28 protein-coding genes and 1 pseudogene are annotated in these 24933 nt (G+C 72.6%); 16 read left to right on the plus strand and 13 right to left on the minus strand.

Features of this window, described 5'->3' with window-relative positions; all coding sequences use genetic code 11:
* Positions 1 to 209 precede the first annotated feature (209 nt).
* The 9 genes and pseudogenes from CRV15_RS30110 to CRV15_RS30150 all read right to left on the minus strand — a co-directional run.
* Positions 210 to 392: pseudogene (locus CRV15_RS30110) on the minus strand (transposase); the annotation flags it as partial.
* 107 nt (positions 393 to 499) lie between these two features.
* Positions 500 to 676 (minus strand): hypothetical protein, encoded by a 177-nt coding sequence (locus CRV15_RS30115; RefSeq protein ID WP_003957366.1) that lies wholly within the window; start codon positions 674 to 676, stop codon positions 500 to 502.
* Between the two features lie 153 nt (positions 677 to 829).
* Positions 830 to 1243 (minus strand): hypothetical protein, encoded by a 414-nt coding sequence (locus CRV15_RS30120; protein ID WP_003963078.1) that lies wholly within the window; start codon positions 1241 to 1243, stop codon positions 830 to 832.
* Positions 1236 to 1694: a hypothetical protein gene (locus CRV15_RS30125; RefSeq protein WP_009999093.1), complete on the minus strand. Its 459-nt coding sequence runs from the start codon at positions 1692 to 1694 to the stop codon at positions 1236 to 1238. Before CRV15_RS30125 ends, CRV15_RS30120 begins: the two co-directional genes overlap by 8 nt.
* Before the next feature lie 310 nt (positions 1695 to 2004).
* Complete coding sequence (locus CRV15_RS30130; RefSeq protein WP_003957362.1) at positions 2005 to 2565, minus strand: GNAT family N-acetyltransferase; 561 nt, start codon at positions 2563 to 2565, stop codon at positions 2005 to 2007.
* A complete protein-coding gene (locus CRV15_RS38040) occupies positions 2562 to 4070 on the minus strand; it encodes an NsdA family TPR-like regulatory protein (RefSeq protein ID WP_003957359.1) in 1509 nt (502 codons plus the stop codon). Before CRV15_RS38040 ends, CRV15_RS30130 begins: the two co-directional genes overlap by 4 nt.
* Before the next feature lie 431 nt (positions 4071 to 4501).
* Positions 4502 to 4705, minus strand: coding sequence for a hypothetical protein (locus tag CRV15_RS30140; RefSeq protein WP_003957357.1), 204 nt, complete (start codon positions 4703 to 4705; stop codon positions 4502 to 4504).
* A gap of 60 nt (positions 4706 to 4765) precedes the next feature.
* Entirely contained in the window at positions 4766 to 5623 is an 858-nt protein-coding gene (locus CRV15_RS30145) for a formylglycine-generating enzyme family protein (protein ID WP_003957356.1), read from the minus strand.
* Between the two features lie 9 nt (positions 5624 to 5632).
* Positions 5633 to 6415 carry an aminotransferase class IV gene (locus CRV15_RS30150; protein ID WP_003957355.1) on the minus strand — a complete coding sequence of 261 codons (783 nt, stop codon included), beginning with the start codon at positions 6413 to 6415 and terminating at the stop codon, positions 5633 to 5635.
* A 286-nt stretch (positions 6416 to 6701) separates the two neighbouring features.
* On the opposite strand from CRV15_RS30150, the gene CRV15_RS36390 reads away from it, so the two are divergent.
* Both CRV15_RS36390 and CRV15_RS30160 read left to right on the plus strand, forming a co-directional pair.
* Positions 6702 to 7211 carry a hypothetical protein gene (locus CRV15_RS36390; RefSeq protein WP_009999098.1) on the plus strand — a complete coding sequence of 170 codons (510 nt, stop codon included), beginning with the start codon at positions 6702 to 6704 and terminating at the stop codon, positions 7209 to 7211.
* A 74-nt stretch (positions 7212 to 7285) separates the two neighbouring features.
* The gene (locus CRV15_RS30160) at positions 7286 to 8203 is read left to right on the plus strand and encodes an SAM-dependent methyltransferase (protein WP_009999099.1); all 918 of its coding nucleotides are present in this window, start codon (positions 7286 to 7288) and stop codon (positions 8201 to 8203) included.
* 567 nt (positions 8204 to 8770) lie between these two features.
* Here the strand turns inward: CRV15_RS30160 and CRV15_RS30165 are convergent.
* The 4 genes from CRV15_RS30165 to CRV15_RS30180 form a co-directional block, all read right to left on the minus strand.
* Positions 8771 to 9676 (minus strand): phosphotransferase family protein, encoded by a 906-nt coding sequence (locus tag CRV15_RS30165; protein WP_044972731.1) that lies wholly within the window; start codon positions 9674 to 9676, stop codon positions 8771 to 8773.
* Positions 9677 to 9709: 33 nt separating this feature from the next.
* Positions 9710 to 11101: an NsdA family TPR-like regulatory protein gene (locus tag CRV15_RS30170; protein ID WP_003963084.1), complete on the minus strand. Its 1392-nt coding sequence runs from the start codon at positions 11099 to 11101 to the stop codon at positions 9710 to 9712.
* A gap of 417 nt (positions 11102 to 11518) precedes the next feature.
* A complete protein-coding gene (locus CRV15_RS30175; protein ID WP_003963085.1) occupies positions 11519 to 11998 on the minus strand; it encodes a hypothetical protein in 480 nt (159 codons plus the stop codon).
* Between the two features lie 15 nt (positions 11999 to 12013).
* Positions 12014 to 13273 (minus strand): helix-turn-helix domain-containing protein, encoded by a 1260-nt coding sequence (locus CRV15_RS30180; protein WP_009999100.1) that lies wholly within the window; start codon positions 13271 to 13273, stop codon positions 12014 to 12016.
* 485 nt (positions 13274 to 13758) lie between these two features.
* Here CRV15_RS30180 and CRV15_RS30185 point away from each other — a divergent pair, with 485 nt between their 5' ends.
* From CRV15_RS30185 to CRV15_RS30250, 14 genes are all read left to right on the plus strand, one after another.
* On the plus strand, positions 13759 to 14568 hold the full coding sequence (locus CRV15_RS30185) for an ATP-binding protein (protein ID WP_003963087.1): 810 nt from the start codon (positions 13759 to 13761) through the stop codon (positions 14566 to 14568).
* A gap of 86 nt (positions 14569 to 14654) precedes the next feature.
* On the plus strand, positions 14655 to 15200 hold the full coding sequence (locus CRV15_RS30190) for a hypothetical protein (protein WP_003963088.1): 546 nt from the start codon (positions 14655 to 14657) through the stop codon (positions 15198 to 15200).
* The gene (locus tag CRV15_RS30195; RefSeq protein ID WP_003963089.1) at positions 15197 to 15409 is read left to right on the plus strand and encodes a DUF5999 family protein; all 213 of its coding nucleotides are present in this window, start codon (positions 15197 to 15199) and stop codon (positions 15407 to 15409) included. Before CRV15_RS30190 ends, CRV15_RS30195 begins: the two co-directional genes overlap by 4 nt.
* 208 nt (positions 15410 to 15617) lie before the next feature.
* Positions 15618 to 15992, plus strand: a complete 375-nt coding sequence (locus tag CRV15_RS30200; RefSeq protein ID WP_106437491.1) for a hypothetical protein — start codon at positions 15618 to 15620, stop codon at positions 15990 to 15992.
* A 161-nt stretch (positions 15993 to 16153) separates the two neighbouring features.
* Positions 16154 to 16528 carry a hypothetical protein gene (locus CRV15_RS30205; protein WP_009999105.1) on the plus strand — a complete coding sequence of 125 codons (375 nt, stop codon included), beginning with the start codon at positions 16154 to 16156 and terminating at the stop codon, positions 16526 to 16528.
* A gap of 110 nt (positions 16529 to 16638) precedes the next feature.
* Positions 16639 to 17880 carry a DUF6624 domain-containing protein gene (locus CRV15_RS30210; protein ID WP_003963092.1) on the plus strand — a complete coding sequence of 414 codons (1242 nt, stop codon included), beginning with the start codon at positions 16639 to 16641 and terminating at the stop codon, positions 17878 to 17880.
* Between the two features lie 184 nt (positions 17881 to 18064).
* Positions 18065 to 19807: an ATP-binding protein gene (locus CRV15_RS30215; protein ID WP_003963093.1), complete on the plus strand. Its 1743-nt coding sequence runs from the start codon at positions 18065 to 18067 to the stop codon at positions 19805 to 19807.
* A 75-nt stretch (positions 19808 to 19882) separates the two neighbouring features.
* Positions 19883 to 20323 carry a roadblock/LC7 domain-containing protein gene (locus CRV15_RS30220; protein ID WP_009999107.1) on the plus strand — a complete coding sequence of 147 codons (441 nt, stop codon included), beginning with the start codon at positions 19883 to 19885 and terminating at the stop codon, positions 20321 to 20323.
* Position 20324: 1 nt separating this feature from the next.
* Positions 20325 to 20708 (plus strand): DUF742 domain-containing protein, encoded by a 384-nt coding sequence (locus CRV15_RS30225; protein ID WP_003963095.1) that lies wholly within the window; start codon positions 20325 to 20327, stop codon positions 20706 to 20708.
* Positions 20695 to 21276 (plus strand): GTP-binding protein, encoded by a 582-nt coding sequence (locus CRV15_RS30230; protein ID WP_003963096.1) that lies wholly within the window; start codon positions 20695 to 20697, stop codon positions 21274 to 21276. The genes CRV15_RS30225 and CRV15_RS30230 overlap by 14 nt, the downstream gene beginning before the upstream one ends.
* Positions 21273 to 21851 (plus strand): GAF domain-containing protein, encoded by a 579-nt coding sequence (locus CRV15_RS30235; protein WP_003963097.1) that lies wholly within the window; start codon positions 21273 to 21275, stop codon positions 21849 to 21851. Before CRV15_RS30230 ends, CRV15_RS30235 begins: the two co-directional genes overlap by 4 nt.
* A gap of 40 nt (positions 21852 to 21891) precedes the next feature.
* Positions 21892 to 23097 (plus strand): acyl-CoA dehydrogenase family protein, encoded by a 1206-nt coding sequence (locus tag CRV15_RS30240; RefSeq protein ID WP_003963098.1) that lies wholly within the window; start codon positions 21892 to 21894, stop codon positions 23095 to 23097.
* 64 nt (positions 23098 to 23161) lie between these two features.
* The gene (locus CRV15_RS30245; RefSeq protein WP_003963099.1) at positions 23162 to 23707 is read left to right on the plus strand and encodes a hypothetical protein; all 546 of its coding nucleotides are present in this window, start codon (positions 23162 to 23164) and stop codon (positions 23705 to 23707) included.
* Positions 23708 to 23792: 85 nt separating this feature from the next.
* The gene (locus CRV15_RS30250) at positions 23793 to 24857 is read left to right on the plus strand and encodes a cytochrome P450 (protein WP_003963100.1); all 1065 of its coding nucleotides are present in this window, start codon (positions 23793 to 23795) and stop codon (positions 24855 to 24857) included.
* Positions 24858 to 24933: the final 76 nt, after the last annotated feature.

The raw sequence follows: 24933 nt of genomic DNA on the forward strand, positions 1-24933 counted from the left end.
CTCGCAGCCACGCAGATGAAAAGCTCCGCACTAACTACCTCGCGGCCCGCGCAAGGCGGGTCACGGCGGCGATTTCAGACTGGAAGTTAATCCGTCAAATCTAACCGAACTATTAATGCGACAGCGAAGTTAGCACGGCGCACCAGACTACACAATAATGAAATTTGGCCATTATTACTGAGGTTGAACTCGTGATGTCGCTGGGTTGCTCAAGTGGATCTGATGGTCAGGCCGGTCTCGGCGAGGCAGCCGTCTATGAGGTCGCTGCGGTACTGGATGTGCCGTAGGCCGCGGCGGATGCGCTGGACGAGGTGTTCGGGGGTGTGGAAGGCGACGTTGGAGAGCCGGCCGCGTCGCAGGAGGGACCAGATCCCTTCGACGGGGTTGAGGTTGGTTAGGGCCGCCGACGGCCGCCCTAACCACGCGGGTGGTTTGAACCCGTCGCCCATCACAGGCTGGGACTGTGACGGACACCCCTGCCCCTCGGGGTGTTCGCCGCTCAGTGGATTCCCCAGCGGGCGGTGCGGTGGCCGGTCTGGAGGGTGTGAAGGCGGTGGTGGAGTTCGCGGCCGGCGCCAGGGTCCTGGTGGTCGGCGCGGCGGATGAAGGAGCCGGGGGTGCGGAGGTCCCGTATGCGGGTCAGCTCGGGCAGGCCGGGCCAGGTCGGACTCACCACCCCGGCCGCGAAACCTCTTACTTGATCACCCGGACCGGATGGTCCCGAACCGGTCTGTCAGAGTGGCCGGACCGGGCGGTTCCGGCACCGTTGGCCGCGTGGGTGTTGCACGCGGGCGGTGAGTCGCAGGCGAGGCCCGACACGGATGCTGGTCTATGCGGGGCGTTGTTCCCACGGGGTGAAGGTGCGGTGCAGTGCCTTGTCCGGGTTGAACGGGGGGTTGATGCCGCGGTGTCCGATCCGGCCGCCGGTGTATTCCAGCTCTCCGTCGCGGGCGCGGAAGTACAGGGCGCCGTCGCCGCGCTGGACGGCCGCGATGTCTTCTTCCAGTTGTGCCAGTTCGTTCTCGTCGCCGGGTTCCCAGTCGTATTCGCTCCAGGTGATGCCGCTGACGGAGAGGAGGGTGGTGCCGGGGAGGATGACGGCGGTGAGGTCGGTGGTGGCGTTGCCGGTGGCGAGGAGGACGCAGAAGTCGTCGGACTCGACCAGGTGGGCGTTGTAGGTGGTGGCGGCTCTGCGGAAGATCGCCCGCACGGGGTGGATCGGGGGGTCGGTGCTGTCAGTCACAGGGGTTCTTCCGCGGGTCTCCGGCTCCCCAGTTTCCGTAGCGCATTTTTCCGTCCACCTTTCCTGATACACGGAACATGATGCGGTAGGTGCCTTTCTGGCACTTGGTGTAGTGCGTCCAGGCGACGTACTTCTTGCCGAGTTTGACGGGAGTGTACGGCTGGGGGCGGTTCCTGGTGGCGTTCCGCCAGGTGCCGCGGGTCTTCTTCTGGAGCTTCGTGTCGATGACCAGTTTGCTGACGGGCCGGTTGCCGGCGCAGACGGCGGTGGCCTTCGCGATGATCACCTTCCGGCCGTACTGCTTCTCCTGTCCCCTGGACTTGTGCGGCGAGGCGCCCTTGGCGCCGCAGGCCACCTTCCGCGCCGCCGGAGCGGCCTGCGCCGCGGTAGCCGCCGGCAGTGGGGCGGCGACGAGCGCGAACAGCACGGCGGCGGTGAGGAAACGGGTCACGATCGCACTCCCGGGTTCAGGGCCTGGCCGACACCCGCGATCAGAGCGCAACCGCATACCCTTCTGAGGGGTGTTCGCCGGCGGTTCACCTTCCGGCGGGCGCACAGACCGCACGGCGAGTGCGCCCCCGGCTGCACCGCCCGGCCGGGCGCCGGAAGGCACATCGTTCTCCGGAGCCGCGGCTGGGCCGCCTGGATTCAGGTGACCGTGTCGCTGACAGGCCGACCGGGTGTCAGGGACCTCCTTCCTGCCGGCCTGCATGCCGCTGGGGAATCCTTTCTGACTTCCAGGGGCGGGACCGGGCGCTGGTTCAGGAGGTGCTGCCGAGGTCGAGGATCATCGCGTTGTAATAGGGGGCCTCGTCCCAGGGGTGGGAGAGGCCCACGGTGCGGTAGCCCCACGCCTCGTAGGCGGACCGTGCCGGGGCCGCTTCCGGTTCGGGCCGGACCGTGAGTGTGACCCGCTCCACGGGCAGCCCTTCGAGGAGCGCGGTGTGGAGGGCGGTGGCGATTCCCCGGCGGCGTGCTTCCTTGCGTACGGCCAGTTCGATGATGACCCAGGTGCGGCGGCCGTCCTCACGGGTGAGGTCGCAGGGAAGCGGCTCCTGGACGTTGGCCCACCACCGGGTGTCGGCCGGGAGGAGAAAGCCGTAGGCGAAGCCCGCGATCCCGTTGTCGGTGCGTGCCAGGATCAGGCGCATTCCCGGGCGCCGGGTGTGATGGTCATAGTGGTCGATGAACTGCCGGACATCGCTGGGGCCTTCCGAGTAGGGAGGTTCGGCGTAGACCTCTTCGTAGACGGCGAGGAAGGTGTCGAGCTGCGCGGCGGCGTCCTGTCCCTCATACCTGTCATACCTCGGGCTGGTGGTCATGCCACGTCCCCGGTCCTCAGACGTTCGGTCAGACTGTCGGCGGCGTCCTGCGCGCCTGTGGTGCCGATGGTGCGCAGCGAGGTGGTGACGCTGTCGAGTTTGCGGGTGACCCGGCCGGATTCGACCTCGTCGAGGTGCTGTACACCCTCCATGGCGCAGGCGGCGGCTTCTTCGGCTTCTCCGGCTTTGAGGAGGATGTCTGCGGCGGTGAGCCGGTACAGCGCCCGGTTGCGTCCGTAGATGCTGTCGTGATGGGCGAGGGCTGCGCGGAGGAAGTGGGCGCCGGCGTGGTGGTGGCCGAGGTCGGAGTAGAGCAGTCCCTGGAAGTAGTCCAGCTCGGCCGGTCCGTGGAAGCTGGTCCACTCGGGGGCGGGGCGTCCCCGTCCGTCACGGTCGATGAGGCGGATGGCGTCGGCCATGCGCCGGCCGGCTGCCTTGCTGTCGCCCATCAGAGCGAGCGCACGGGCTTCCCGGGCGGCGATGAGTGACTGGACGGTGGGCGAGCCGAGCCGGGTGGCGCGTTCCTGGGCCGCTCGTGCGAGGTCGAGGCCGTCGCGGAAGCGTTCCTCGTGGCAGGCCTGGAGACTCATCGACGAGAAGATGATGATCTCCAGGTTGACGTCGCGCAGCATGGTTGCCGTGGTCAGGGCTTCGCCCCAGTAGCGGCGTGCGTTGTTCTGGTCGTCGGCGTCGTAGTAGAGCCATCCGCAGTGTTCGGCTATCTCGCCTGCGAGGAGGTGGAGCTGGCGGCCGATCGTGTCGGGGAAGTCGCTGGTGTTGATGATGCGGCGGACACGCCGCAGGTGTCGTACGGCAAGGGAACGTACGTCGCCGCCGCCGAAGGCGTTGTCGAGCTGGAAGAGGCCTCGCAGGCCGGCCCGGAGTTCAAGGAGATGGGATGTGCCGATGACACCGGACGGACCCGGTCCGGGCACCGGCCGCCCCTGAGGTGGCAGCCTCATTCCGGCTGCCGCGCCAAAGGTGTCGGCAACGAACGCACGACGATTCACGCCTGGATCGCCTCTCTGTGAGGGGGATTCTGCACTCCCCACAGTGACACCAAGCGGTGGGTCATGGAACCCGAGTTCGGTCGGGCAGGTGCCGAACATCGCGTGCAATACCCGCCACGCACGGGCTCTCGGCGTGGGAGGCAGTGGCTGACGCCACCGGCGGAACTGGCGGTCGGTCAGCGTGACCGATTCGCCCAAAACATCGGCAGCGGCGTGGAATGCCCGCAGGAAGTCCGCCGGACGTTCCCATCCGTGCAGTCGGCAAGCATCCTCGAAGGGGGTAGAAGCAGCCACATCGTCACCTCCGGCTAACTCAACGTTCGCGAGCGTAGCGGCTCTTGGAGGGGTGGGAGACCCGACTCGGCGAAGAGTCCGGCTGAAAGTCCGGTCGAAAGTCCGCCGCTCCGGACCCGCCCGGGGTTTTCTCTTGCACGAGGACGCCAACGCGGAACACACCCGCCGGGGAGCGCACAACAATGGCCAGTGCACATGCACGACGTGGGCAAGGCCCGGGCCTTGCCGGGTCGCCGGGACAGCCCAGCGAGATCACCTGTCGGGAGACCGGCTGCCTGAACCGAACCGGTGCCGGTGACGCTGCCGGACATCGGCACACTCGCCCTGCGGCTCCGGGCCGCCGGCTGCGCACCACCATCGCCCAGACCGCTCGACCGGGCGGCGCCCTCCGGCGTCCCGGGCACCTGCGGCCCCGGGGGAGCGCACCGCTGACGGCTGCCCGGAAGCGGAAGCGCGTTTGCGCGCCGGTGCCGTCCAGCCGGGTCGCAACCGTCACCGGCCTCCCGCTGGACCCTGACCCATCGCTCCCCCACGGCGAGGAAGCACTCACAACCCTCAGCCGGGACCCCACCGTACGCCCGGTACCCGGCACCCTCATGACCCCGCTCGGCACGCCGAACCCGGAGGCCGGGCTACCGGCTGGCGCCCTCGGGCCACAGGACGGTGACCGGGGTGTTGGTGCGGCGGGCGTAGGCGACGGCGTCGGCGGTGCCGCCGAAGCCGCGGGCGGGCAGCCCGTCCCACACCGCCACGAGTTCGTCGCACCGGTCAACGAGGAGTTCGTTCCCGGCCTGGCGCGCCTGGGGGGTGGGCTCGGTCAGGCTGGTCCGGTACACCGTCGTGGCCTGGTCGGGATGGTGTCCGGTCGCGTGTTTCCCGGTGGGGGTGGGTTGTTCTCATGGGGGGCTGACGCATCGGAAGGTGGTGTCGTTGTCGCGCATGCCGGCGTTGGCCGTGTTCTGGAGCGAGGGCAGTGCGCGTTCGAAGGGGGAGGTGAAGGCGGAGCCCTTCAGTTCGTAGCGGCGTGGGTTGGCTGGGGGGTGTTCCTCGGTGGAGCACCATTCCCAGCAGTTGCCGCAGAGGTCGAAGGCTCCGTAGGGGCTGATGCCGGACTGGTAGCGGGTGACGGGGGTGGTGGTTCCTATGCCGGCTTCGGCGACGTTGCATTTGGCGGCGGTGGGTTCGTCTCCCCACGGGTAGTGGCGTCCGTTGGGTCCGCGGGCGGCTTTCTCCCACTGGCGGGCGGTGGGGAGTTGTTTGCCGGCCCAGTGGGCGTAGGCGGTGGCGTCGTGCCAGGACACCCACACCACGGGGTGGTCGGCCAGGGCGGCGGGGTAGTGGCCTGCGGTCCAGTGGGGTGGCGGGGGGTGTCCGGTGGCGCGGACGAAGCGTGTGTAGTCGCGGTTCGTGGTCGGGTGGACGTCGACGGGGACCATGAGTTTGCCGTCGGCGGGGTGGGTGACGGTGCGGGGGTGGCGGCGCAGGAGTTGTTCGGTGCGTTCGTCGTGGTCGGCGGCGGCGCGTTCGGTCAGGAGGGCGGCGAAGCGTTCCTGGGCGGGGTGTCCGGCGCGGGCGAGGAGGGTGTCGAGGGCTTCCTGGTTGCCGGGGCGCAGGGTGATGGTCGGGCCGCGGTGTTCCCAGGTGGTGAGCTGGCGCTGGCTGACGGGGACGAGGGCGGCGAAGTCGCGGGTTGTTTTGCGCAGGGCCTGGCGCAGGAGGGCGACTTCGCTGCCGGTCCAGCGGTTCACTCCCATCGTGGTCTCCTACAGGTCTTCGCCGGGGATCTTGAGGTAGGTGTCGCGCAGTGCGGTGAGGGCGGGGTGGGCGGTGTCCAGGGGGTGGTCGTCGATGGCGGCCAGCGCGCGGACGCCGATGGAGGTGTTGGTGGCGAAGGCGGCGGTCATGCCTCTGGCCTGTTCGGCGGTGACGGGGGCGACGGTGTGTGCGGTGTGTTCCTGGAGGAGGGCCATGGTGACGCCGGGGAGGACGGGGGCCTGGGGCCACACGATGGTGTTGTCGGTGTCGATGAATCCGATGTTCCAGGTGCCGCCTTCGGAGACGAGGCCGTCCGTGCCGGTGAAGAGGGCGTCGTCGAAGCCGTTGAGCTGGGCGGTGCGGCGGGCGTGGAGGGCGCCGAAGAGGCCGCAGTGTTTGACCTGGGGCAGGTCGCGTTCGTAGGTGATGGTCTGGGCGGTGAGCGGGGGCGGGGGCAGGTCGGCTGCGGGGCGGGCGGTGACCAGCAGCTGGGGTGTGGTGGCGTCGGCGGGGCGGGCCAGGTTCACGGCGGGGTCGTAGTGGGTGACCCGGACGACGCAGGGGCCCGGTGTGCCGTCCAGTGCGGTGGCGACGAGCCGGCGGACGCGGGCGGGGTCCACGGTTGTACCGAAGACGGTTTCGCTGTCCCGGGCGAGCCGTTCGAGGTGGAGCGACAGGCCGCGGATGCGGCGGTCGGCGTCGGCCCGCATGGACGTGAAGTGGCCGTACGAGGTCAGTGCCAGGGGCAGCAAGTCGGCGGCGGTCGCGGGCTGTTCATTGAGAAGGGTCATGGCGTCCAGCATGTCACCACACCCGCCGCCCACCGCACCCGAACCGGCATTACTGACGGGTCAACTTCTTCAGGACTTCCTTCCCTCCCCCACCCCCGGTGCTGTCTCCTGGTCACCATCGGGACACGCTCTGTGGAACACGGAGGATGGTCCCGCGCTGCCCGCGCCCGCCGGCCGGACCCTGCCCCCACGGCAGGGACCTCCCCTTTCCTCCCGCGCACGGGCGCTCCCGCCGGACCCGGCGTCCGGCACCAGCCCTCCCCCTGCTCACAAGGACGTGACGCACATGACCCTCTCCTGGCCCCCTCGCTCCAGCTCACCCACCACGGTGCTGTCCGCATACACCACTGTTCTGGGCTGGCCGCTGTCGGCGGACGGCGCCCCGGTCGAGGCTGCGGACGTGGAGCGGGTGCGGGAGCGCTCGCCACGGGCGGTGTGGTCGGTGCTGTGCGGGCAGCGGTTCGACGTGGTGGCCGTTCCGGCGCGGCTGGGGCGGGAGTTGGCGCTGCTGATCGAACGGGACCTGGAACAAGCTGTCGACGGGGCGGTGCTGCCGTGTCTCCTCGGCGGCGAGAAGCGGTTCTTCCTGGTCCGGGCCGGCAGCGCGCGGGACATCCCCACGGCGGGCGGTGTGCAGGTGCTGTCCGGGGAACAGCGGCTGGTACTGCCGTCGTCGCCGGAACTGCGGTGGGAGACACCGCCGTGGAGCCGTACCGAGCCGGTGGCGGTGGAACTGCCGGATGGGGACATGCTCGTCGAACGGCTCGCCGCCACCGCGCCGGATGCACGCCGGTGACCGCGGCCCCGCGTACAACAGCGGCTCAGGCCGCCCCCGTCCGGGCATTCCCGGCGTCGCGAGGTTCGATGAGGATGACCTCCCCCGGTGAGCCCGGTGGCGGCGGGTCGGGCAGTGAGGTCCGGCCGGCGCTCCAGGACACGACGGTCGCACGGTCCGCGCGGGTGCACGACTGGCTGCTGGGCGGCGTGGAGAACTATGCCCCCGACCGGGCGGCCGGTGCGGCGCTGGTGGAGGTGGTGCCCGGGGCGCGGCAGCTCGCCCACAGCGGCCGGGCCTTCCTGCGGCGCGCCGTGGGGCTTCTGGCCGGGGAGGCGGGTATCGGGCAGTTCCTGGATCTGGGCTGTGGGCTCCCGGTCCTGGACGGCAACGTCCACGAGGTCTCCCAGGCGGCCTGTCCGGGGACCCGGGTCGTCTACGTCGATGTCGATCCGGTGGTCCTGGCTCACGCGTTCACCACGCTGGACGACAACGCGGACACTCTGATCGTCGGGGGCGACATCCGGCACCCCGGTGCGATCCGGGAGGCGATCGGGGGCTTCTTCGACTGGGACCGGCCCGTCGCCGTCCTGATGGCCAACGTGCTGGACTGCCTGCCCGCCGACGGAGCGGACGATCCGGACGGTCCGGCAGGTGTTGTCCGGGATTGGGCCGCTGTTCTCCCTTCCGGCAGTCCGGTGGTGATCCAGCAGATGGTCTGCGCTGACGCCGGTGTCCGTGAGACGGTCACCGCGGTCATGACCGGGGCGACCGGCGGCCGGTGGGGCCGCATGGCTACGCCCGGGGACCTCGGCCGGTACGCCGCACCCCTGCACATCGGGCCGCCCGGCCTGGGTGACGTCACGCGCTGGCGCCCGGACTCCCCCGCCGCGCCGGGTCCGCTGTGTCCGTCGGGGGCGGCAGCCTGGGGTGTGGTCGGCCGTGCCCCCGGGGCGGGTTCCCCGCCCGGGACTGTAGGCGACGGCGGCCTCCGCTCCGGCCGGGGTCCGTGAGCCCTGGCCTGCAGACGGCCGTCCCGGGGCGCGCCCCCCTCGTTCCGGCCCCGGAGGCTGCCCCCGTGGCCACGGGTACGGAGGCGCCCCGGGACGGCCCCGGGCCCCGACCCCGGGGGATGCGGGCCGGTGGGGTGGCTGACCTCCACCGCACCGGAACCCCATTCCCCCTGGGGTCGGGGTGAGACCGCGGCCCGGGTGGCCCCTGTCGCGGCCTCCCGGCTGCCCGCGGGGACAGCACCCTGCGGGCAGCCGGTCCCCCACCCACTTTCCACCGCCCCCTGCTGTCCCTTGCGTCTTGTTGCCCCCTGCCCCACAACCGTCCCTTATCCACTGGTTTGAGAGATGTTGAGGTTCTGGAAGATGACCAGTCCGGCGCTTTCCGCCGCCACCGCCCGGTCCTGTGGTCTCGCGGCCGGGATGCAGCCGCCCCGCCCGGTCCGTCCGGCCGTGCCCGGCGTGGTGGGCGGCGCGGTGGGCGGCGGGGTCGTGGGGCCGTTGGTGTGGGGGTGCTGCCTGCGGCGTGCCGGGGGCGGACGCCGGACTCCGGTGGGTGCCGGGGTGGGGTCACAGGATGTTCCAGAGCAGTCCGTCCTCGTTCTCTCGCATGCCTTTGATGCGGCGCTGGACTTCGCAGAGGGAGCCCGGGGTGTGGGCGGCTTTGCGGGCGTTGGTGGTGATCATGCGGAGTTCGCGGATGTCGCGGAGGACGGGGTAGCCGGGCCAGGCGGTGATGTCGAGTCCGTAGGCGGTGGCGAAGTCGGTCCAGTGGCGGTGGCCGTGGCCGAAGCGGCGGCAGTGGATCTCGACGGTGACCAGGTCCCATTCGGGCTGGCCGTGGGCGATGGTGTCCCAGTCGCACAGTACGGTGCGGCCGCCGGCCGGGTCGTGGAGGGCGTTGCGGTGCTGGGGGTCGCCCTGGACGATGCCGGGTTCGAGGGCGTATTCGACCTTGCTCAGGGCGTGTTCGAGGCGGTCGGCCCTGGTGGTGAGGAAGTGCAGGGTTTCGGGGTCGAGGGTGTTGATTGCGGTGAGGGAGCGGCGGATGGCGGTGAGGTTGTCGAGCTGTCTGACCGGTATCCGCGGGGCGGGCAGCCGGTGGAGGGTGGCGAGGGGTGCTGCGAGGTCGGCGGCGGTGACGGGTTCGGCGGGCTGGGGGTAGTAGGTCCAGACGGTGGCGAGGGCTTCGCCGGTGAGGCGGGCGGGCTGTGGTGTGCGGGGGTGGAGGGGGACGGTGGGGAAGTTGTGGTCCTGGAGCCAGCGCACGAGTGCGACGGTGCGTTCCACGGTCTGCGGGGCGGTTCCCTTGCGGGCGATCTTGAGGACGGTGTCGCCGAGGCGGACGACGGCGTTGGTGTGGCCGCGGAGCATCCGGGGGCTGGTGCCGTCGAGGCCCAGTTCCCGGCACGCGTGGGTGATCAGGGTGGTCAGTTCGTCACCGGTGTAGCCGCCGGGCAGGTGGGGGTCGGTCATGTCTTCCAGGCTGGGGGGCATGGGGGGTTTCTGTCACGTCTCGGTGGTGGGGAGTGCGAGGGCGTCGCCGAGTGCGCGGGCGGCGGGGGCCGACCGCAGTCGTTGCGGGATGGCGGTGAGGACGTCGTGGGCGCGGGCGCCGATCAGGTCGGTGCGCTGCGCGGCGGGGAGTTCGAGGTAGGCGCTGGTGGCAAGACGGCAGGCTTCGGCGGGGTGCCGGTCGCGGGCGAGGCAGATGGCCTGTTCGAGGTGGAGGAGTGCGGGGTCGATGCCCGGGTGGTCGCCGTAGAGGGTGAGGGCCCGGCTGCGGACGCGGTCGGCTTCCCGGGTGTCGCCGAGGTAGGTGAGGGCGCCGCTGAGGTAGAGGAGCAGGCGGCGTTCAGGGAAAGCGAAAGCGTCGTCCGGGTCGCCCGGTGCGGCGCGGTCGAAGGTGTCGCGGGCGCGGTGGATGGCTTCGCGGGCGCGGGTGGTGTCGCCGTGGCGGGCGAGTGCGCGGGCTTCGGCGGCGGCGGCGAACGCGGCGGTGGGGGTGGTGCGGTGGCGGGCCAGTATCCGCGCCTCGCGGGCGAGCGTGACCGCGGAGGTGAGCGGGCCGTAGTAGTAGGGGAGCATCGCGGCCTGGGCCCGGACGCGGGCGCGCAGGTCGGTGTCGGTGCTGTCGTCGGCGGCGGTGCGGGCGGTGGCGTACCAGGCGCGGGAGTGGCGCAGGCGGCCGAGTTTCATCAGGGCGTCGGCGGTGAGGGTGGCGAGGACGGCGGTCATTTCCGACAGTCGCATCTGTGCGGTGGCGGGCTGCCGTTCGGCGGCCAGCGTCCGGATCTCGTCGAGTTCGGGGAGCAGGTGGCCGAGCATGGGGACCGGTGCGGTGACGAGGTACTGGCGGCGCAGGTCCAGGAGGCGTTCGTCCAGGAGGTCGAGCTGGCCGGGGCTGACGGTGGCGCGGGCCAGGGTGCGGTCCACACGGTGACGGGTCCGGTCGAGGACCTGGTCGAGCGCATCGCCGTGGGCAACAGCCGCCGGGCTGTGTGCGGGGCTGTCCTGGGCGGGGCGGCCCGGGTGCACTGTGGCCGGGGCGGTGGTGGGCGTGTAGTCGCCGCTCAGTCCCAGGCCCCCGGCGCTCGTCCCGTACAGGCGGCACAGCAGGTCGATGGTCTGCGCCCGGGGACGCCGCCCGGGGCTGGTCTCCCAGATCCGCAGCTGGTCCTGGTCGACGCGGGCGGCCCCGGGCATGTTCCGGGTCATGTCGCGGTAGGCGTCCACGGCCTGCTGGAGCGTCCAGCCCCGGGCCAGGCGGTGGCCGCGCAGGAGACTCACCGCGCAGCACCGTGCGATGGCGGCGGCGGTCCGGTCACCGGACCACCCCTCGGTGCGGGCCTGCTCCCGCGTCCGGGCGGCGCAGGAGGACGGATGCCGTCGGTCGGCCATGAGGTCACCTCCGCGAACGGTACGTGCGCCGAGTGTAGTGAAACGGGTGTGAACCCCCGACGGTTTTCCGTGACTTCTCACGGAACGCGCGACGGGTTCCGTGACTGTGCACGGGCCACGGACCCATCGGTGAGAAGTCGCGGTTGTCCATCGCCGCACCGGTCGGTGAACCTGGCGTCCCTCTCCCGCCGGTCAGACGCGCTGCACACACACCCGGTGCCGCAGAGGCCCGCCGATGCCGTTCCCTTCATCCGCTGGAGGTCTGCCGTGAACAGCTGCGCGCCGTCCGCCGTCTGCGCCTGCGGACCTGCGGCGACAGGGACACCGGCTTCTCTGCCCTGCACTCCTGTGGGCCGTGGTGAGTCCGGGTGCCGCCGGATGGGCCGTCGCGCTGGGCTCCTGCTCGGCCGGGTGCTGTTACCGGCTGGCGCCCTCGGGCCACAGGACGGTGACCGGGGTGTTGGTGCGGTGGGCGTAGGCGACGGCGTCGGCGGTGCCGCCGAAGCCGCGGGCGGGCAGCCCGTCCCACACCGCGAGCAGTTTGTCGCACCGGTCGATGAGGAGTTCGCTGCCGGCCTGGTGCGCCTGCGATGTGGACTCGGCGAGTCCGGTCCGGTGCACGGTCGTGGCCTGGTTGAGGAGGGTGTCGTAGTCGTGGTGGTGCCAGTCGGGGAGCCCGGCCCGGTATTCCCCGGCCGGGACGACGGCTTCCAGGCGGCCCCCGGCGGCGAGGACTTCCTGTGCCCACCAGGTGTCGGGGCCGTCCGCGAGGCAGCTCACCGCGATCAGCCCGGCCGGATCGTACGCCGCCGCCAGCACGGCCAGGCGGCGGCGTACGTCCCGGGCGACGGGTCCGGGGAGGCCGCGGTGGCCGGTGATGCCGATACGCAGGGGCATGGGCGGGTCCGTTCTCTAGAGGTAGGCGGTGTGCAGGAGGGTGTCGAACTCGTCCGCGTACCCGCCAGCAGTGCCGTGGCGTCCGGCGGTGCGGCGGAAAATACGGGCCCGGTCGGCGACACGTCCGGAGGACAGGCGCAGTCCGGCGTGCAGGGCGCGGGTGGCGAGGGCGAAGGCCGCCTCGGGATCGCGGTCGCGGGTCAGGTGGGTGGTGGCGGCGTTCAGGGTGATCAGGGCGCGCTGTTTGTCGTGGCCGCCGGTGACCGCGGTCGTGAGGTCGTGGTCGGTGATGCGGATGCGCGGGCTGTGCGGGAGGCGCGCGGCGCAGGCGAGGCGGCAGGCGCTGAGCTTGCGTTCGTCGAAGGTGAAGATCCAGGGCCAGGCGGCCGGGTCGGCCTGGGGGATGCGGCCGGTGTGGCGGGCGCAAGCGGTGAGAGCGCGGTCGCAGGCGGCGTGGTCCTGTCCGGCGGCGTGGGCGAGGGCCTCGATGGAGGCGAGCCAGGCCGCGGCGAGCGGCGGGAGGGGGCCGGTGAACTGTCGGCGGGCGCCTTCGATGCGGCGCAGCGCGGTGTGGGGGTGGCCGGTTTCGGCGTCGAAGGAGGCGAGGCTGCCGAGCTGGTAGGCGGTGAGGAGTTCGTTGCCGGTGTGCTGGGCGGTGGTGATGGCGGTGCCGTACCAGTGGCGGGCGGAGCCGTGGTCGGCGGTGTCCCAGGCGAGCCAGGCGGTGAAGGAGGCGGCTTCGGAGGCGGCGGCGGACATGCGCTGGTGGTGGGCGGGGTCGGTGGTGCGGGCGGTCAGGGTCTGGATGAGCCGCAGGTGGGGGTGGGCGGCTTCGGCAAGGTCCCGCGAGGGTGTGGTGGCGTCGAGGCGCCGGTAGGCGGAGGTGACCTGGCGCAGTATGCCGGGTTCATCCGGAGTGTGGTGGGGGGTGGCTCCGGGCAGCAGCGGGACCGCCGCGGCGGCGGCCGCGGTGAGGAGGTCGCGTCGCAGCACGGGTCCTTCACCCCCTGTCGGGTGGGCCAGGCCCACCAGGTCGTGCGGAAGCCCGGCGGCCGTGGCGACGCGGGCCAGGATGTCCATGTCGTAGCCGCCCCGGCCACCCCGGTTCTCCAGCCGGGAGAGCGCCGCCTGGGACAGGCCGCAGCGGTCGGCGAACTCCCGCTGGCCCAGGCCGAGGATCTGCCGGACCCGGCGGATCACCGCACCGTAATTCCCCTGCCCGGCAGCGTCCTTGAGGTCCCCGAAGGCGTGCCAGTCGACGTTGTGATTCCCCACAGTAGGCAGCATCCCACGCCACCGCGTAGCGGTGATCCGCCGGACGCATACCGTGATCCGCCCGGCGGATCGGCCCTGGATCACGACAGGGATCGCCGGTTGGCTTTGCCACCCATCAGTGCACCACCCGGGCGGCGGCCGTCGCCGGGAACCACCGCTGCGCTCCCGGAGGCGCCGATGCTGTCGGACTGCCGCTCAGCCGCAGGTGCAGTTCCCGTCACCGGTGAGCATCCCCGGCGCGCGGGCCGGTGGTGGCGTTTCGGCCGGGGGCCGTGAGCCCTGGCCTGCAGACGGCCGTCCCGGGGCGCGCCCCCCTCATTCCGGCCCCGGAGGCTGCCCCGTGGCCACGGGTACGGAGGCGCCCCGGGACGGCCCCGGCCTCCCAACTGCCGCACCCCGGAAGCCGCCGCCTCTCAAGGCCCCGGCCCCGATCCCCCTTTCCGAAGACCGTTTCCCTTGTCGACGCGTTGTCCAGGAGGTCTGCCGTGAACAGCTGTGCGCCGTCCGCTGTCGTCTACGCCTGCGGACCTGCGGCGATAGGGACTCTGGCTTCCCTGTCCGCCGCGGCCGAGGCCCGCGGCTACACCGTGCGCGGCGCGGTGTGCGACGCGGTCGAGCCGAGCGGCCTGCCCGCCTCGCGGCCGGGGTGGTCCCGGCTCCGCAACCTGACCGGCGGCGCCCGGCCTGTGGTGGTGGTCGCCTCCCGCCGGGAGCTGGGCCCCTGCCCGGATACCGGGAGCGTGGTCGAACTGACCCCCGCTTCTGCCCTGCCGTCCCCCGCCCCTGCCCTGCTGTCCTCCGTCCCGCGGACGGACACGACGGCGCAGACGACGGCTGGGGTCGTGGGGGTGGGGAGGCCGGGAGTGCTGGTGTGGTGTTCGGCCTTCCCCGCCGGACGGGTCCAGGTGGCCGCAGCACGGCTGCTGGTGCGCGCCTTCCTCAAGGCCCGGCCCACGGACGGGTGCCGGTGGGACGCGGACGAGGTGGCACTGGCCGTCCACGAACTGGTCGCCAACGCCGCGCACCACGGCTCCCGGCCGGGCGACCCGGTGATCCTCACCCTCACGTGGGGTGAGCAGCTCCTGGATGTCACGGTCGAGGACCGCTCCCCGCAGCTGCCGCGCCCCCGGCACGCCGGGTCCGGTGCCTGCTCGGGCCGCGGTCTGGGCATCGCGGCCGGGATCGCCCACGCCGTCGGCGTCAGCAGACGCCCCGCCGGGCCGGGCAAGACCGTGTGGATGAGCGTCTCGCACCGTCTGCCGCCCCGCCCGCGGTACTTCACCAGCACCATCTGACCCCGGCTCCCGCTGCCCCTTCGGGGCACATCCCTCTCCTCTTCCTTCCTTCTCCCCTGCTTTCCCTGTGACTGGAGTGAACTTCTGTGGCGAATACGACCGCTGTCGCCGTCCTGGCCCCCGCCGGACCGCCCGGCCCCGGCACACCCCCGGCCTTTCCATCTCTTGTCGCCGGGACCGGTGTTCTGCGGGCGGAGGACACGGGGGACGGGAACCCTGTGCACCGTCCGCCGGAGCACGGCGTCCTGGCTTTCCTCTCCGACCTGGCCGCACGGGTCGTGCGGTTCCTGCTGGAGAACGAGGACGGCCCGCTGCCCATCGCGCCCGGTCACGCCCGTGGCTTCCTCCGCCTCCTCGCCTCGGTCACCGAACTCTTACTCCAGCACAGCACGCTCAGACAGCACGAGAAGAACGACGATGACGGGGGCGTGGCCCGGCTGGCCGCGCAAACCCGTATGAAGGCCCGCCGGGCGGTGGACCCCGGGGACATGGCCGCCCTGGTCGCGCTCGTGCAGCTCACCGAAGCCGTGAAAGACCTCCTCCCCCTCCTCCCGCCCACACCTGCGCCCGCGTCCGCGCCTGTGTTTGCGGGGGCCGGTCGCCTGCACGCCATGGCGGGCGGTGCCCGATGACGGACACCCGGCCCTGCTCCCACTCCCCCGTCTGCCCCGGGGCCCACTCCGCCGACCGCGAGGCCGCCCGGAGCGTCTGCGCCCACCCGGAACAGGGCTGGAGCTTCTTGTGCAACGGCGTCCTGGTCTTCGACGACACCGGCGGACTGCACCCCGACGGCACGGTCATCACACCCCACCGGCCCGCACCCGCCGCCGTGGCGGCATGAACCCCCGCCCCGCCTCCGCTTCCGTCTCCGCCGCCGTGGCGTGACGCGTCACGGACCGCCCCGCAGCCCCCCGCCCCCGTTCTCCGTCACTTTTCGCTCCGCTCCGGTCTCACAGGCCGGGAAGGCAGATCCCCTGATGCGCTCACCCGCTACGGTCCCGCCGGCCGTTTTCCTCCCGAACTGGATCCGCCGCACGCGCGTCAGCCGCGTGCCCAACGGGCGGTACTTCCAGGCCGTCCGCGTCCCCTACGAGAGGGCCCTCAAGGTCCTGGAGGACCACCCGGACCTGGCGCACGGTCCCGTCGTGATCAACCCGTTCGCCCGGATCGCCGTCTTCCTCCTGCCGCGCGGCACCCGGCCCGGGCAGTGGACGGTGCCCCGGACCCGGTTCCTGCGCCCCGGCGCGACCGTGGAGATACCGCCCGCGGTCGCGGTCGGCGGCCCGGACATCCACTGGCCCACCCCGCCCACCCACCAGCCCTACCAGGTGGACGACCTCATCACCGCACTGACCAGCCCGGACACCGGACCGGCGGGTCCACTCCCCGACGTTCCGGACCACCCCCGGCGCCAGGCAGCCTGACCCCTCCCCCCGCCTGCCCCGCTCTGCGGTGCGGGGTGCCCGATCCACGCCTGCTGAAGCATCTGGAGCATGCCGTGACCCCACCCTCATCATCGTCGTCGTCTGTTCCGTGGCCTCCCGGCCCCCTCGACCGCCAGGCCCTCCTGCACACCTACCGGAACGTGCTGGGCTGGCCCCTCACCCCCGGAGCCGGACCGGACGAGCCGACGAGTGTGCGGTGCACCCTGTTCGACGCGGTCGTCCTGCCGCACGCCGTCGGTGTCCTCTGCCTCGGCGAGGACCGGGGACCCGCGGTGCGCCCCGCGATCGACATCGGCGGGGAGCGCCTCGTGTTCCTCACCCTCCCGGGAACCGGACACCTCGCCGTGCGCTGCGGAGGGCTGGTTCTGTCCGGGCCCGGCGATGTCCTGCGCCTGCCGCCCACACCCGGCCACTCCTGGAGAACCCCGCCCTGGGACCCCCTCCGGCCCGGCCCCCTCCCCCTCCCCCTCCCCCACGGCGCGGAACTCTTCCGCCACGCCCCGCAGGACCCGTAGCCCCGCGCCCCGGGCGGGCGCCGTCCGCCGTCCCTCCTGGGCCCGGCTCCGGGCGCTTGTGCTTGTCCCCCGTGTTCCGTTCTCCCCCGGTAAGGAACCCCCTCTTTCTCATGACTGGATTGCCCGGACCCCTGTCCGATCCCGATGCGGAAGCCGCGGCCGCTCTTGTCCATGCCTGTGTGACGGTGCTGGGCTGGGAGTTCTCCTACCGCGGCCTGCCCCTGACCGGGGACGACGCCGTCCACCTGGTCTCCGGCGACCCCTATGCGGAGCTGATGACCGTGTGCAGGCGGTTCGACGCCGTCACCTGCCCCTACGGGCTGGGACGGCTCGCCGAGGCCCGCCTCACCCGTCGCGGCGCGGTGGTGCCGTCGTTCAGGACGGGGCTGGATTCGGTGACCTTCCTCGTCCTCCCCGACACTGGGTACCGGGCGGCGCGGGACCGGGTCACGGTGGCGTCCGGGGACGGCGGTTGGATCATCCCGCCGCCCGGAGCCGGACGCCACGCCCTCCCCACCCCCAACCTGGCAGCCCCCTCCGCCGGGTCGCACGGTATGGCGGGGGCCACGGGGCCCGCGCCGCACGGCGGACACCACCGGACCGCCCGCAGCGGGACGGCGGTGACCGCACTGCGAGCGGTGGGCAGCCGCCTGCGCGGACTGATGCCCCGCAAGGCAGCCGGGCACGAGGAGCGGGTTCACCGTGTCCCGGAGCCCACCGCCACCGCGCTGGGCGCGGGTGCTGGGGTCCTTGCAATGCCGGTGGAGTTCGTGGTGCCGGTGCGGTGGGGGGCGTGCCGGGAGGATGTGCTGCGGGAGTGGCCCGGGGCGCAGTGGTGGGAGGGGGCGCCGGTGCTGCCGGTGCTGGCCCGGGACCTGGCCGCCCGCGCGGCGGCCTGGCATGCCGCAGCGGTAGCGGTGGGGCCGGGTGCGGGGTTCCCGGACCCGTTGCTGGAGGGGTCGAACGCGCGGGCGTTGCACCGGGTGATCGCCTCGCACGGGTGGCCGGACCAGTTCCTGGTCGGGCGGGAGGGGGCGCAGGCCGCGCTGGAGATCGCCCTGACGTGCGACGGGCTGCCGTTCCTGCGTACCCTGCTGCGGCACCTGGCCACGGCGGTCACCCGCGGCCGTGCCCCGCGGCACCATCAGGCCCTGCTCTTCGACCGGGTGTGTGTCGCGGACGGCCGTCCCCAGCGGTACGGGACCCAGCAGCGCCCCGGCCCGGACGGGACACCGGTCCTGTGGCCGGTCGACGAACCCGGCCTCCTGCCCGAACGGCGAGCCGGAGCAGGGCTCGCACCCCACCCCGGCGCCCTCCTTCACAGACCCTCCGGCGGCACCGCCGCCGCCTGACCCGGGGGCCCTGCCCGCCCTGCTGCACAGATCGGCGGGTGAACAGGGAACAGGGCCTGCACCAGTGGCAGCCCCCGGGCCGGGCACCGCGAGCCGGTCTGCTGTTGCCGAGCCTGTCTGCCCTGTTGGCCCGCCGCATTCGCCAACCACCTGTTCTGTACGCACTGTTGACTGTTGAGGGTCCATGAACCTGTCCCTGCCGACGTTGTTCTTACGCCGGTCCGCAAGCGGTGGCCCGGAACACGGGGATGTTCCGTCGGCCGCGCGCGGGATACGCCGCTGGCGGTCGCGGCTGCGCGCCCGGAATCTCGCCCACGCGCTCGGCGGCGCGGCGGTGCCGTCCGGGGTGTGGGCCGTACACGAGGCCGGCGTCCTGTCCTGGCCGGTCACGGCCGTCGGGGCGGTCGCGGGCGGAGCGGTCATCGTGCTGCTGTGCGGACGGTGTGCCCGCGGTGACACGGCGAAACTCGCCGCCGAACAGGCCGTGCTCAGGGAACAGGCCGAGAGGACCGCCGCCGAAGGGGCCGTGCTCAAGGAGCAGGCCGAACGGCTGCAGGACGCTCTGGAGGACGCGTACGCGTGTGCCTCGCGGTACGGCATTCTGCTCACCGAGGGCCGGGCCTCGCTGTACGCCGTGCTCGGCCGCGCCGCGCCCGGACCGCTGGCACCCGGGGAGCGCGATCCGTTCCGGGTGGTCGGTCAGGCGCTTCCGGAGGTGCTGCGGGACGCGGTCGGCGCGGTGGCGCAACTGGGCCGGGACACGGCATGGAGCCGGGAGGCCCAGGTCGTGGGAAGCGTCGCCCCCCGGATGCACCTCACGATCAGCCAGCTGCTGGAGGTACTGGAGGAGCTGGAGCACACGATCGAGGACCCCACGCTGCTGCGGACGACGTTCCAGGCGGAGCTGTTCGCCACACTGGCACGCCGCTACTGCGAGAGCCTGATGGTGCTGGGCGGGAAGCCGTTCGGGGCGAGCCGGGAGCCGGTGGCGCTGGGCACGGTGACGCGGCAGGCCGCGGCGGAGACCATGCACCACCGGCGGGCGCGGATCACCGGGCCGCTGGACCGGGACCTGTGGCTGGTCAAGTACGCGGGCCCGGCCGTGACACACCTCCTCAGCGCGCTGATCGACAACGCACTCCACTTCAGCCCGCCGGAGAAAGAGGTCGAGGTGAGGGTGACCCGGCGGCCGGACGGGCTGCTGATCGAGATCGAGGACCAGGGCCTGGCCATGGGCCCCGAAGCCCTCGCGGCGGCGAACGGCCTGCTCGCCGACCCGGACCCACAGCGGGTCCTGGAACGGCTGCGGGACGGACGGATCGGCCTCGCCGTGGCCGCACGCCTGGCCGCCGCCCACCGCATCACCGTCCACCTCCGGGTGAAAACCGAACCGGAGCAGGGCATCATCGCCACCGTCCTGCTGCCCGACCGGCTGCTCCTCACCGGGACGCAACTGCCGACCGCCGACCGGTCCACCGCCGACCGGCCGCCGCACCCCCGCCCCGCCCCGGTGCCCGCCGCCCCGCTGGTCTCCGCCACCCCGCCCGCGGACGGCGATGACCGTTCCGGACTGCCGCGCCGCACCCCACAGCCACCCACCCATGCCGCCGCTGACCCCGGCGCCACACAACCAGCACCCGCCCCGACCCCGGGAACGGATGCGGAGGCGGCTTCGGGAGTGGCTGCGGAGGCGGGGGGCGGGCGGCCCCGGCTCCCCCGCCGCACCCGCAACGCGCCCGGCCCGGCCGGGCTGGAGCACGACCGCTCCGGGCCCGCCGGCGGCACCAGCCCCGGGCCGTCGCCCGGACTCGCGGGCGCCTTCCTCACCGCCGTCCGCACCCACACACCCACCGAAACCGCTGAAACCGCCAGGAACACCGAAACCGCTGAAGCCACCGAGGCTGCCGACGGGCCGCCGTCTCTCTGACCTGCCCGCTGCGCTCTTCCCCTCCCCCCACCTCTTGTCCCTCTTTCTCCTTTCCTCCGATCTGAGGAGTGTTTGATGAACGGTCAGGACACCACCGTGCCGGTGTGGAAGCTCAAGGACCTGGGCTGGCTGCTGGACGGCTTCGCGGCCCGGGTCGGGCACAACGTGCGCGCGGTTCTCGCCTCGCAGGACGGACTGATCGCCTCCGCGACCGGCCCGCTGTCCGACGACGACCGCGCCCGTCTCTGCGCCTCCGCCGCCGGTCTGCTCAGCCTCGGCAGGGCCACCGTCCAGGCCGCAAGCGGCGACCCGGCGGGCGGGGACGTGCAGCAGATGATCATCGAGCACCCGGCCTGCCTGGTGTTCGTGATGGCCGCCGGAGCGGGCAGCCTCCTCACCGTCGCCACCGACCCCCAGGCCGACCCCGGCCGCGTCGGACACGAGATGACCGAACTGATCCAGCGCGTCGGCGAACACCTCACCACCCCCGCCCGCGCCCTGCCGGAAGACCAGTGACATGGACACACAGTCCGGGTGGGAACCCGCCACCCGCATCCCCCTCTACGCCCTGACCGGCGGGCGCACCGTCCCCGAGCTGACGCTGCGGCTGGACACCCAGGTCCGCACCCTGCCCGCGCACACGGTGACAGATCTGCCGCCCGAGCCGCAGCAGTTGCTCGACCTGTGCGAGGGGGCCGACCGGTCGATCGCCGAGCTGGCCGGGACCCTCCACCTTCCCGTGCCGCTGGTCATGGTCATGGTCTCCGACCTCCTCAAGGACCGCGCGCTGCGCATGGTCATCCCCCACCCCTCCGACGGGGACCACCGGACCGCGATGATCAACGCCTTTCTCGCGGGCCTTCAGGCGCGGTGGGAGGTGACCAGCGATGCCGGATGCTGAATGCCTGGTGAAGCTGGTGGTGACCGGCGGTTTCGGCACCGGGAAGACGACGCTGATCGGCGCGGTCAGCGAGATCACCCCGCTGCGGACCGAAGCCGTCCTCACCCAGGCCGGCACCACCACCGATGTCCTCACCGGTGTGGAGGGGAAGACGACCACCACGGTGGCCCTGGACTTCGGCCGCCTCACCTTCCCCGACGCCGATCCGCCGGTGAAGGTGTTCTTCTTCGGCACCCCCGGACAGGAGCGCTTCGCCCACGGCTGGAACAGCATCGCCCACGGCGCCCTCGGCACCGTCGTCCTGGTCGACACCTCCCGCCTGGAGATCTCCTTCCCCAGCCTCACCTTCGCCGAGAAGCTCGGCATCCCCTTCGCCGTCGCCGTCAACCAGTTCGCCCACGACCCCAACCACTACACCCCCCAGGAAGTCCGCGACGCCCTCGACCTCACCGCCGACGTCCCCGTGATCACGTGCGACGCCCGCGACCCCGCCTCGGTCGCCCGGGTCCTGACCGCCCTGCTCACCAGCCTGACCCGCCCCCCATCGCCCCGCGGAGCATCACTGTGACCCACCCCGCTGCACCCCACCCCAACACCCAGGTCCAGGTCCCTGGCGGTGTTCCGGTCCTGCCCGGGCCGCCCGCCGTGCGGGCCGGGCGGCTGGCCGAACTCGGGCTCGACCGGCGCCCGCGGCCCGACCTCGACGAAGCCGCCACCGCCCTGGGCCGTGCCGCGGACGCCGACTACGCGATGGTCAACATCCTCACCCAGGACGGGCAGTGGTTCGCCGGCCTGTACCGGGCACCGAGGCCCCACCTGCCGCTCATCCCCCGCACCATGCCCCTGACCGACGGGTTCTGCCCCGCCCTCACCGCCCGCGGCGGCCTGGCCCTGGTCCTGACCGACGTCCACGACCACCCCCGGCTGCGGTCGAACGCCGTCGTGGACCAGCTCGGCATCCGCTCCTACGTCGGCGCCCCCCTGATCGACCCCGCCACCGGCATCACCCTGGCCACCCTCTGCTTCATCAACACCACCGCCCTCCCGCAGAAAACCGAGCACGACCAGCTCCACCTCATCAAAACCCGCCGCGACGAACTCAACCCCCGCCTCTTCCACCCCGCCCTCCCCGCGACCCCCTGACCCCACCCCCCAATTTCCCTGTCACCGAAAGCGGAGACCGATGCTGTCCGACACCCATGAGGACCTGCGCGCCCAGGTCCGTGCCTTCGCCGAATCCGAGATAACACCCCGCATACCCCGCATGGAGAACTCCGGCGACATCGAGACCGGTCTCGTCAAGGACATGGGCGCCCGGGGCTGGATCGGCGTCACCATCCCTACCGCCTACGGCGGCATGGGCGCCGGCCACGAGGCCAAGACCGTGGTGGTAGACGAACTTTCGCTGCACAGCGCAGCGATGGGGGCCGCCGCGCAGGCGTCGATCCTCGGTGTGGCGAAGATCGACCACTTCGGGACCGAGGAACAGAAACGGGAGTGGCTGCCGCCGATCGCAGAGGGCACCCTGCTGCCGACGATCGCGGTCACCGAGGCCGAATCGGGCGGGCACGTCCTCGGCATGGCCTCCACCGCCCGCCGCAAGGGCAGGGGCTGGGTCCTCGACGGACGGAAGGTGTTCGTCGGCAACAGCGCGATCGGCCACCTGCACGGAGTCGTCGTCCGCACCGGCGAAGGACCGGGCGGACTGACCGCGTTCCTCGTCGAACACGACCGCAAAGGAGTCAGCGCACCGCCCCACCCGCCCCGTATCGGCCTCAAAGGGTTCTCCTTCGGCGAACTGCACCTCGACGCCGTCCACGTTTCCGACAGCCACCGCATCGGCGACATCGGCGACGGACTCGCCGTCGCCTACTCGTCCAGCGTGCTGTACGGGAGGCTCAACCTCGGGGCCGTCGCCCTCGGAATCCTGCGCGCGACCCTCGCACAGACCACAGCCTTCATCTCCGGCCGTGACCGGATCACCGGCCTGGGCGTCGTCCGCGACCGTCTCGGCGACATCACCGCCCACGTAAAGATGGCCGAGCTCGCCGTCTACCACGCCGCCCGCAGCCTCGACCGCGGCGAGCCCTGCGACCAGGACCTCATCACCGCGAAACTCCACGCCGTCGAAGCCGCCCAGCACGCCACCCGCCTCGGCATGCGAACCCATGGCGCCACAGGCCTCCTCACCAGCGTGCCCATGGAACGGTTCCACCGCGACGCCCTGTGCCTCGAACCCCCCGCCGGCACCAGCGACATCCAGCGCCACCGCCTCGCCGAGGAAGCCCTCACCCCCGGCCGGCACCGACCGTGGTCCCAGCGGTTCGCCCGCCCCCTCACCCCGGCCCCGGCCCCGGCCCCGGACACCCTCCTCGCCCACACAGCCTGACCACCAGCCCGGCCGACGCCCTGCCCCGCCCGCCGTGTCACCACCCACCTCTCGGGACACCCGCATGACCACACACGCCACCCTGCCCGCCCCTGATTCCGCGATGGCCGGGCCGTGCGACGCCGTCCGGGAGCCGGTCCGCACGGTCACCGCCCCGCCGTCTTCACCCGCAGACAGGAACTGCCGCACGCCCCCCATGCCCATCGCCCTGCCGGAGACGACGCCGTCGGCGCTGCGGGAGCGCCGGGCCGTGATGAACCGTGCCCTCGAAGCCCGTGTGCCCGCCGGGCATCTGGTCGTCGTCCCCTACGTCCTCACCCGCCCCGGCCACGGCCGCGAGGGCCATCTCGCCGAGCTCCGGCAGCTCGCGGACCACCAGGGGTGGCGGCTGTGCGGCGCGGAGAGTGACGACTGCGGCGGTACCGACCCCGCCGTGCGGCCGGGGTGGGCGCGCGCTGTCCGGGCGCTGGCCGACGGCCGGGCCCATGCCGTCGCCGCCGTCAGCCAGGTGACCGTCAGTGCCCACCCCGCCCTCTACGCGCGGGAACTGGACCGCATCCGGGACACCGGCGGCGCACTGTTCCTCCTCCGGCCCGAAACCCACCTCTGACCCGCCGCCTCCACTGCCACTTCCGCCCCGTCTCCGTCTGGCTGCCGCTGCCCGAACCGGTCCTGTTCTCCGAGGGTGTTGCCCCGTGTCCTTTCCGTCTTCCAGCGTCGATCTGCTCGATGAGCGGGTCCTGGCCGATCCCTGTCCTGTGCACGCGGCGCTGCGGGCCGTCGGGCCGGTCGTCCGGCTCGCCCGCCACCACGCCTGGGCGATCACCCACCACCAGGCCGTCGAGGAAGCCCTCACCACCGGCATCCTCATCCCGCGCCCCGCCGACAGCAGCACCCCCGCCTGCCCCGGACACCACCCGCGGCCAGACACCGCCGCAGTCCGGGCGGTGCAGACCGTGCTCCGGCAGGCGCGGGAGGTACTCGCCGGGCACACCCACGCCGGAGTCACCGACGCCGCCGCCGCGGCACGGCACCTGACCGCACGCACGGTCCTCGCCCTGGCCGGCACCCCCCGGCCGGCCCCCCTGCGCCTCCCCGCCCGCAAACCCGTCACCGCTGCCCTGGCCGCCCTCCTCCACCCCACACCACCCCCCACCCGGCCGAAAACCCGGCCGGCCGGGCCCGGCGCCCGGCCGGATGGGGCCGGGAAGGGCCTGTCCCCGGTGGTGCGGTGCGCGCTGGCGCACGCGGACGTCACCGCCGCGGGGCTCACCGAGACGCTCTGGCAGCTCGCCCACCACCCTGACCAGTGGACCCGGGTCCGCGCCCAGCCGAGCCGTCTCGCCCCGGCAGCCCTCCACGAAGCCCTCAGGCTCCAGCCACCCCAGCCGCACCAGGTGTTCACCGCGGCGGCCACCGTGCTGCTGAGCGGGGTGGAGGTGGCGGCCGGGGACGAGGTCTGGCTCCTGCACCGCGCGGCGGGCCGCGACCCCGCCCAGTGGGGCCCCACCGCCGACAGCTTCGACATCCACCGCCCCCGCACCAACCCCCGCCTCCCCGGCTCGCACTGTCCCACCGCCACCGCACTGGCCAGGGCCCAGACCACCACGCTGCTCCAGGCCCTGGCCGCCCACCCCTACCTGACCCCGGCCGCCGCCCCCGGCCGCACCCACACCACCACACAGCACACCTGGCTCTTCGCCCCCCTCACCACCAACCCCACCACCAGCCACAACCCCCGCGGACTCCCGGCCTCATGACCACCAGCACCTCACCCCCTCCGCCCGGTCCGGAGCAGTTCCGATCCGGTCTGACGTGGTCTTACGTGCTCCGACC

The sequence above is a fragment of the Streptomyces clavuligerus genome (genome assembly GCF_005519465.1).
GTDB classification, from domain to species: domain Bacteria; phylum Actinomycetota; class Actinomycetes; order Streptomycetales; family Streptomycetaceae; genus Streptomyces; species Streptomyces clavuligerus.

Bases quoted from the DNA above. Each gene is read 5' to 3' on its own strand.
- CRV15_RS30130 (WP_003957362.1), bottom strand. From the start codon at position 2,565: ATGACCACCAGCCCGAGGTATGACAGGTATGAGGGACAGGACGCCGCC.
- CRV15_RS30145 (WP_003957356.1), bottom strand. From the start codon at position 5,623: ATGGGAGTGAACCGCTGGACCGGCAGCGAAGTCGCCCTCCTGCGCCAG.
- CRV15_RS30150 (WP_003957355.1), bottom strand. From the start codon at position 6,415: ATGACCCTTCTCAATGAACAGCCCGCGACCGCCGCCGACTTGCTGCCC.
- CRV15_RS36390 (WP_009999098.1), top strand. From the start codon at position 6,702: ATGACCCTCTCCTGGCCCCCTCGCTCCAGCTCACCCACCACGGTGCTG.
- CRV15_RS30160 (WP_009999099.1), top strand. From the start codon at position 7,286: ATGACCTCCCCCGGTGAGCCCGGTGGCGGCGGGTCGGGCAGTGAGGTC.
- CRV15_RS30165 (WP_044972731.1), bottom strand. From the start codon at position 9,676: ATGACCGACCCCCACCTGCCCGGCGGCTACACCGGTGACGAACTGACC.
- CRV15_RS30170 (WP_003963084.1), bottom strand. From the start codon at position 11,101: ATGGCCGACCGACGGCATCCGTCCTCCTGCGCCGCCCGGACGCGGGAG.
- CRV15_RS30175 (WP_003963085.1), bottom strand. From the start codon at position 11,998: ATGCCCCTGCGTATCGGCATCACCGGCCACCGCGGCCTCCCCGGACCC.
- CRV15_RS30195 (WP_003963089.1), top strand. From the start codon at position 15,197: ATGACGGACACCCGGCCCTGCTCCCACTCCCCCGTCTGCCCCGGGGCC.
- CRV15_RS30210 (WP_003963092.1), top strand. From the start codon at position 16,639: ATGACTGGATTGCCCGGACCCCTGTCCGATCCCGATGCGGAAGCCGCG.
- CRV15_RS30215 (WP_003963093.1), top strand. From the start codon at position 18,065: ATGAACCTGTCCCTGCCGACGTTGTTCTTACGCCGGTCCGCAAGCGGT.
- CRV15_RS30220 (WP_009999107.1), top strand. From the start codon at position 19,883: ATGAACGGTCAGGACACCACCGTGCCGGTGTGGAAGCTCAAGGACCTG.
- CRV15_RS30225 (WP_003963095.1), top strand. From the start codon at position 20,325: ATGGACACACAGTCCGGGTGGGAACCCGCCACCCGCATCCCCCTCTAC.
- CRV15_RS30230 (WP_003963096.1), top strand. From the start codon at position 20,695: ATGCCGGATGCTGAATGCCTGGTGAAGCTGGTGGTGACCGGCGGTTTC.
- CRV15_RS30240 (WP_003963098.1), top strand. From the start codon at position 21,892: ATGCTGTCCGACACCCATGAGGACCTGCGCGCCCAGGTCCGTGCCTTC.
- CRV15_RS30245 (WP_003963099.1), top strand. From the start codon at position 23,162: ATGACCACACACGCCACCCTGCCCGCCCCTGATTCCGCGATGGCCGGG.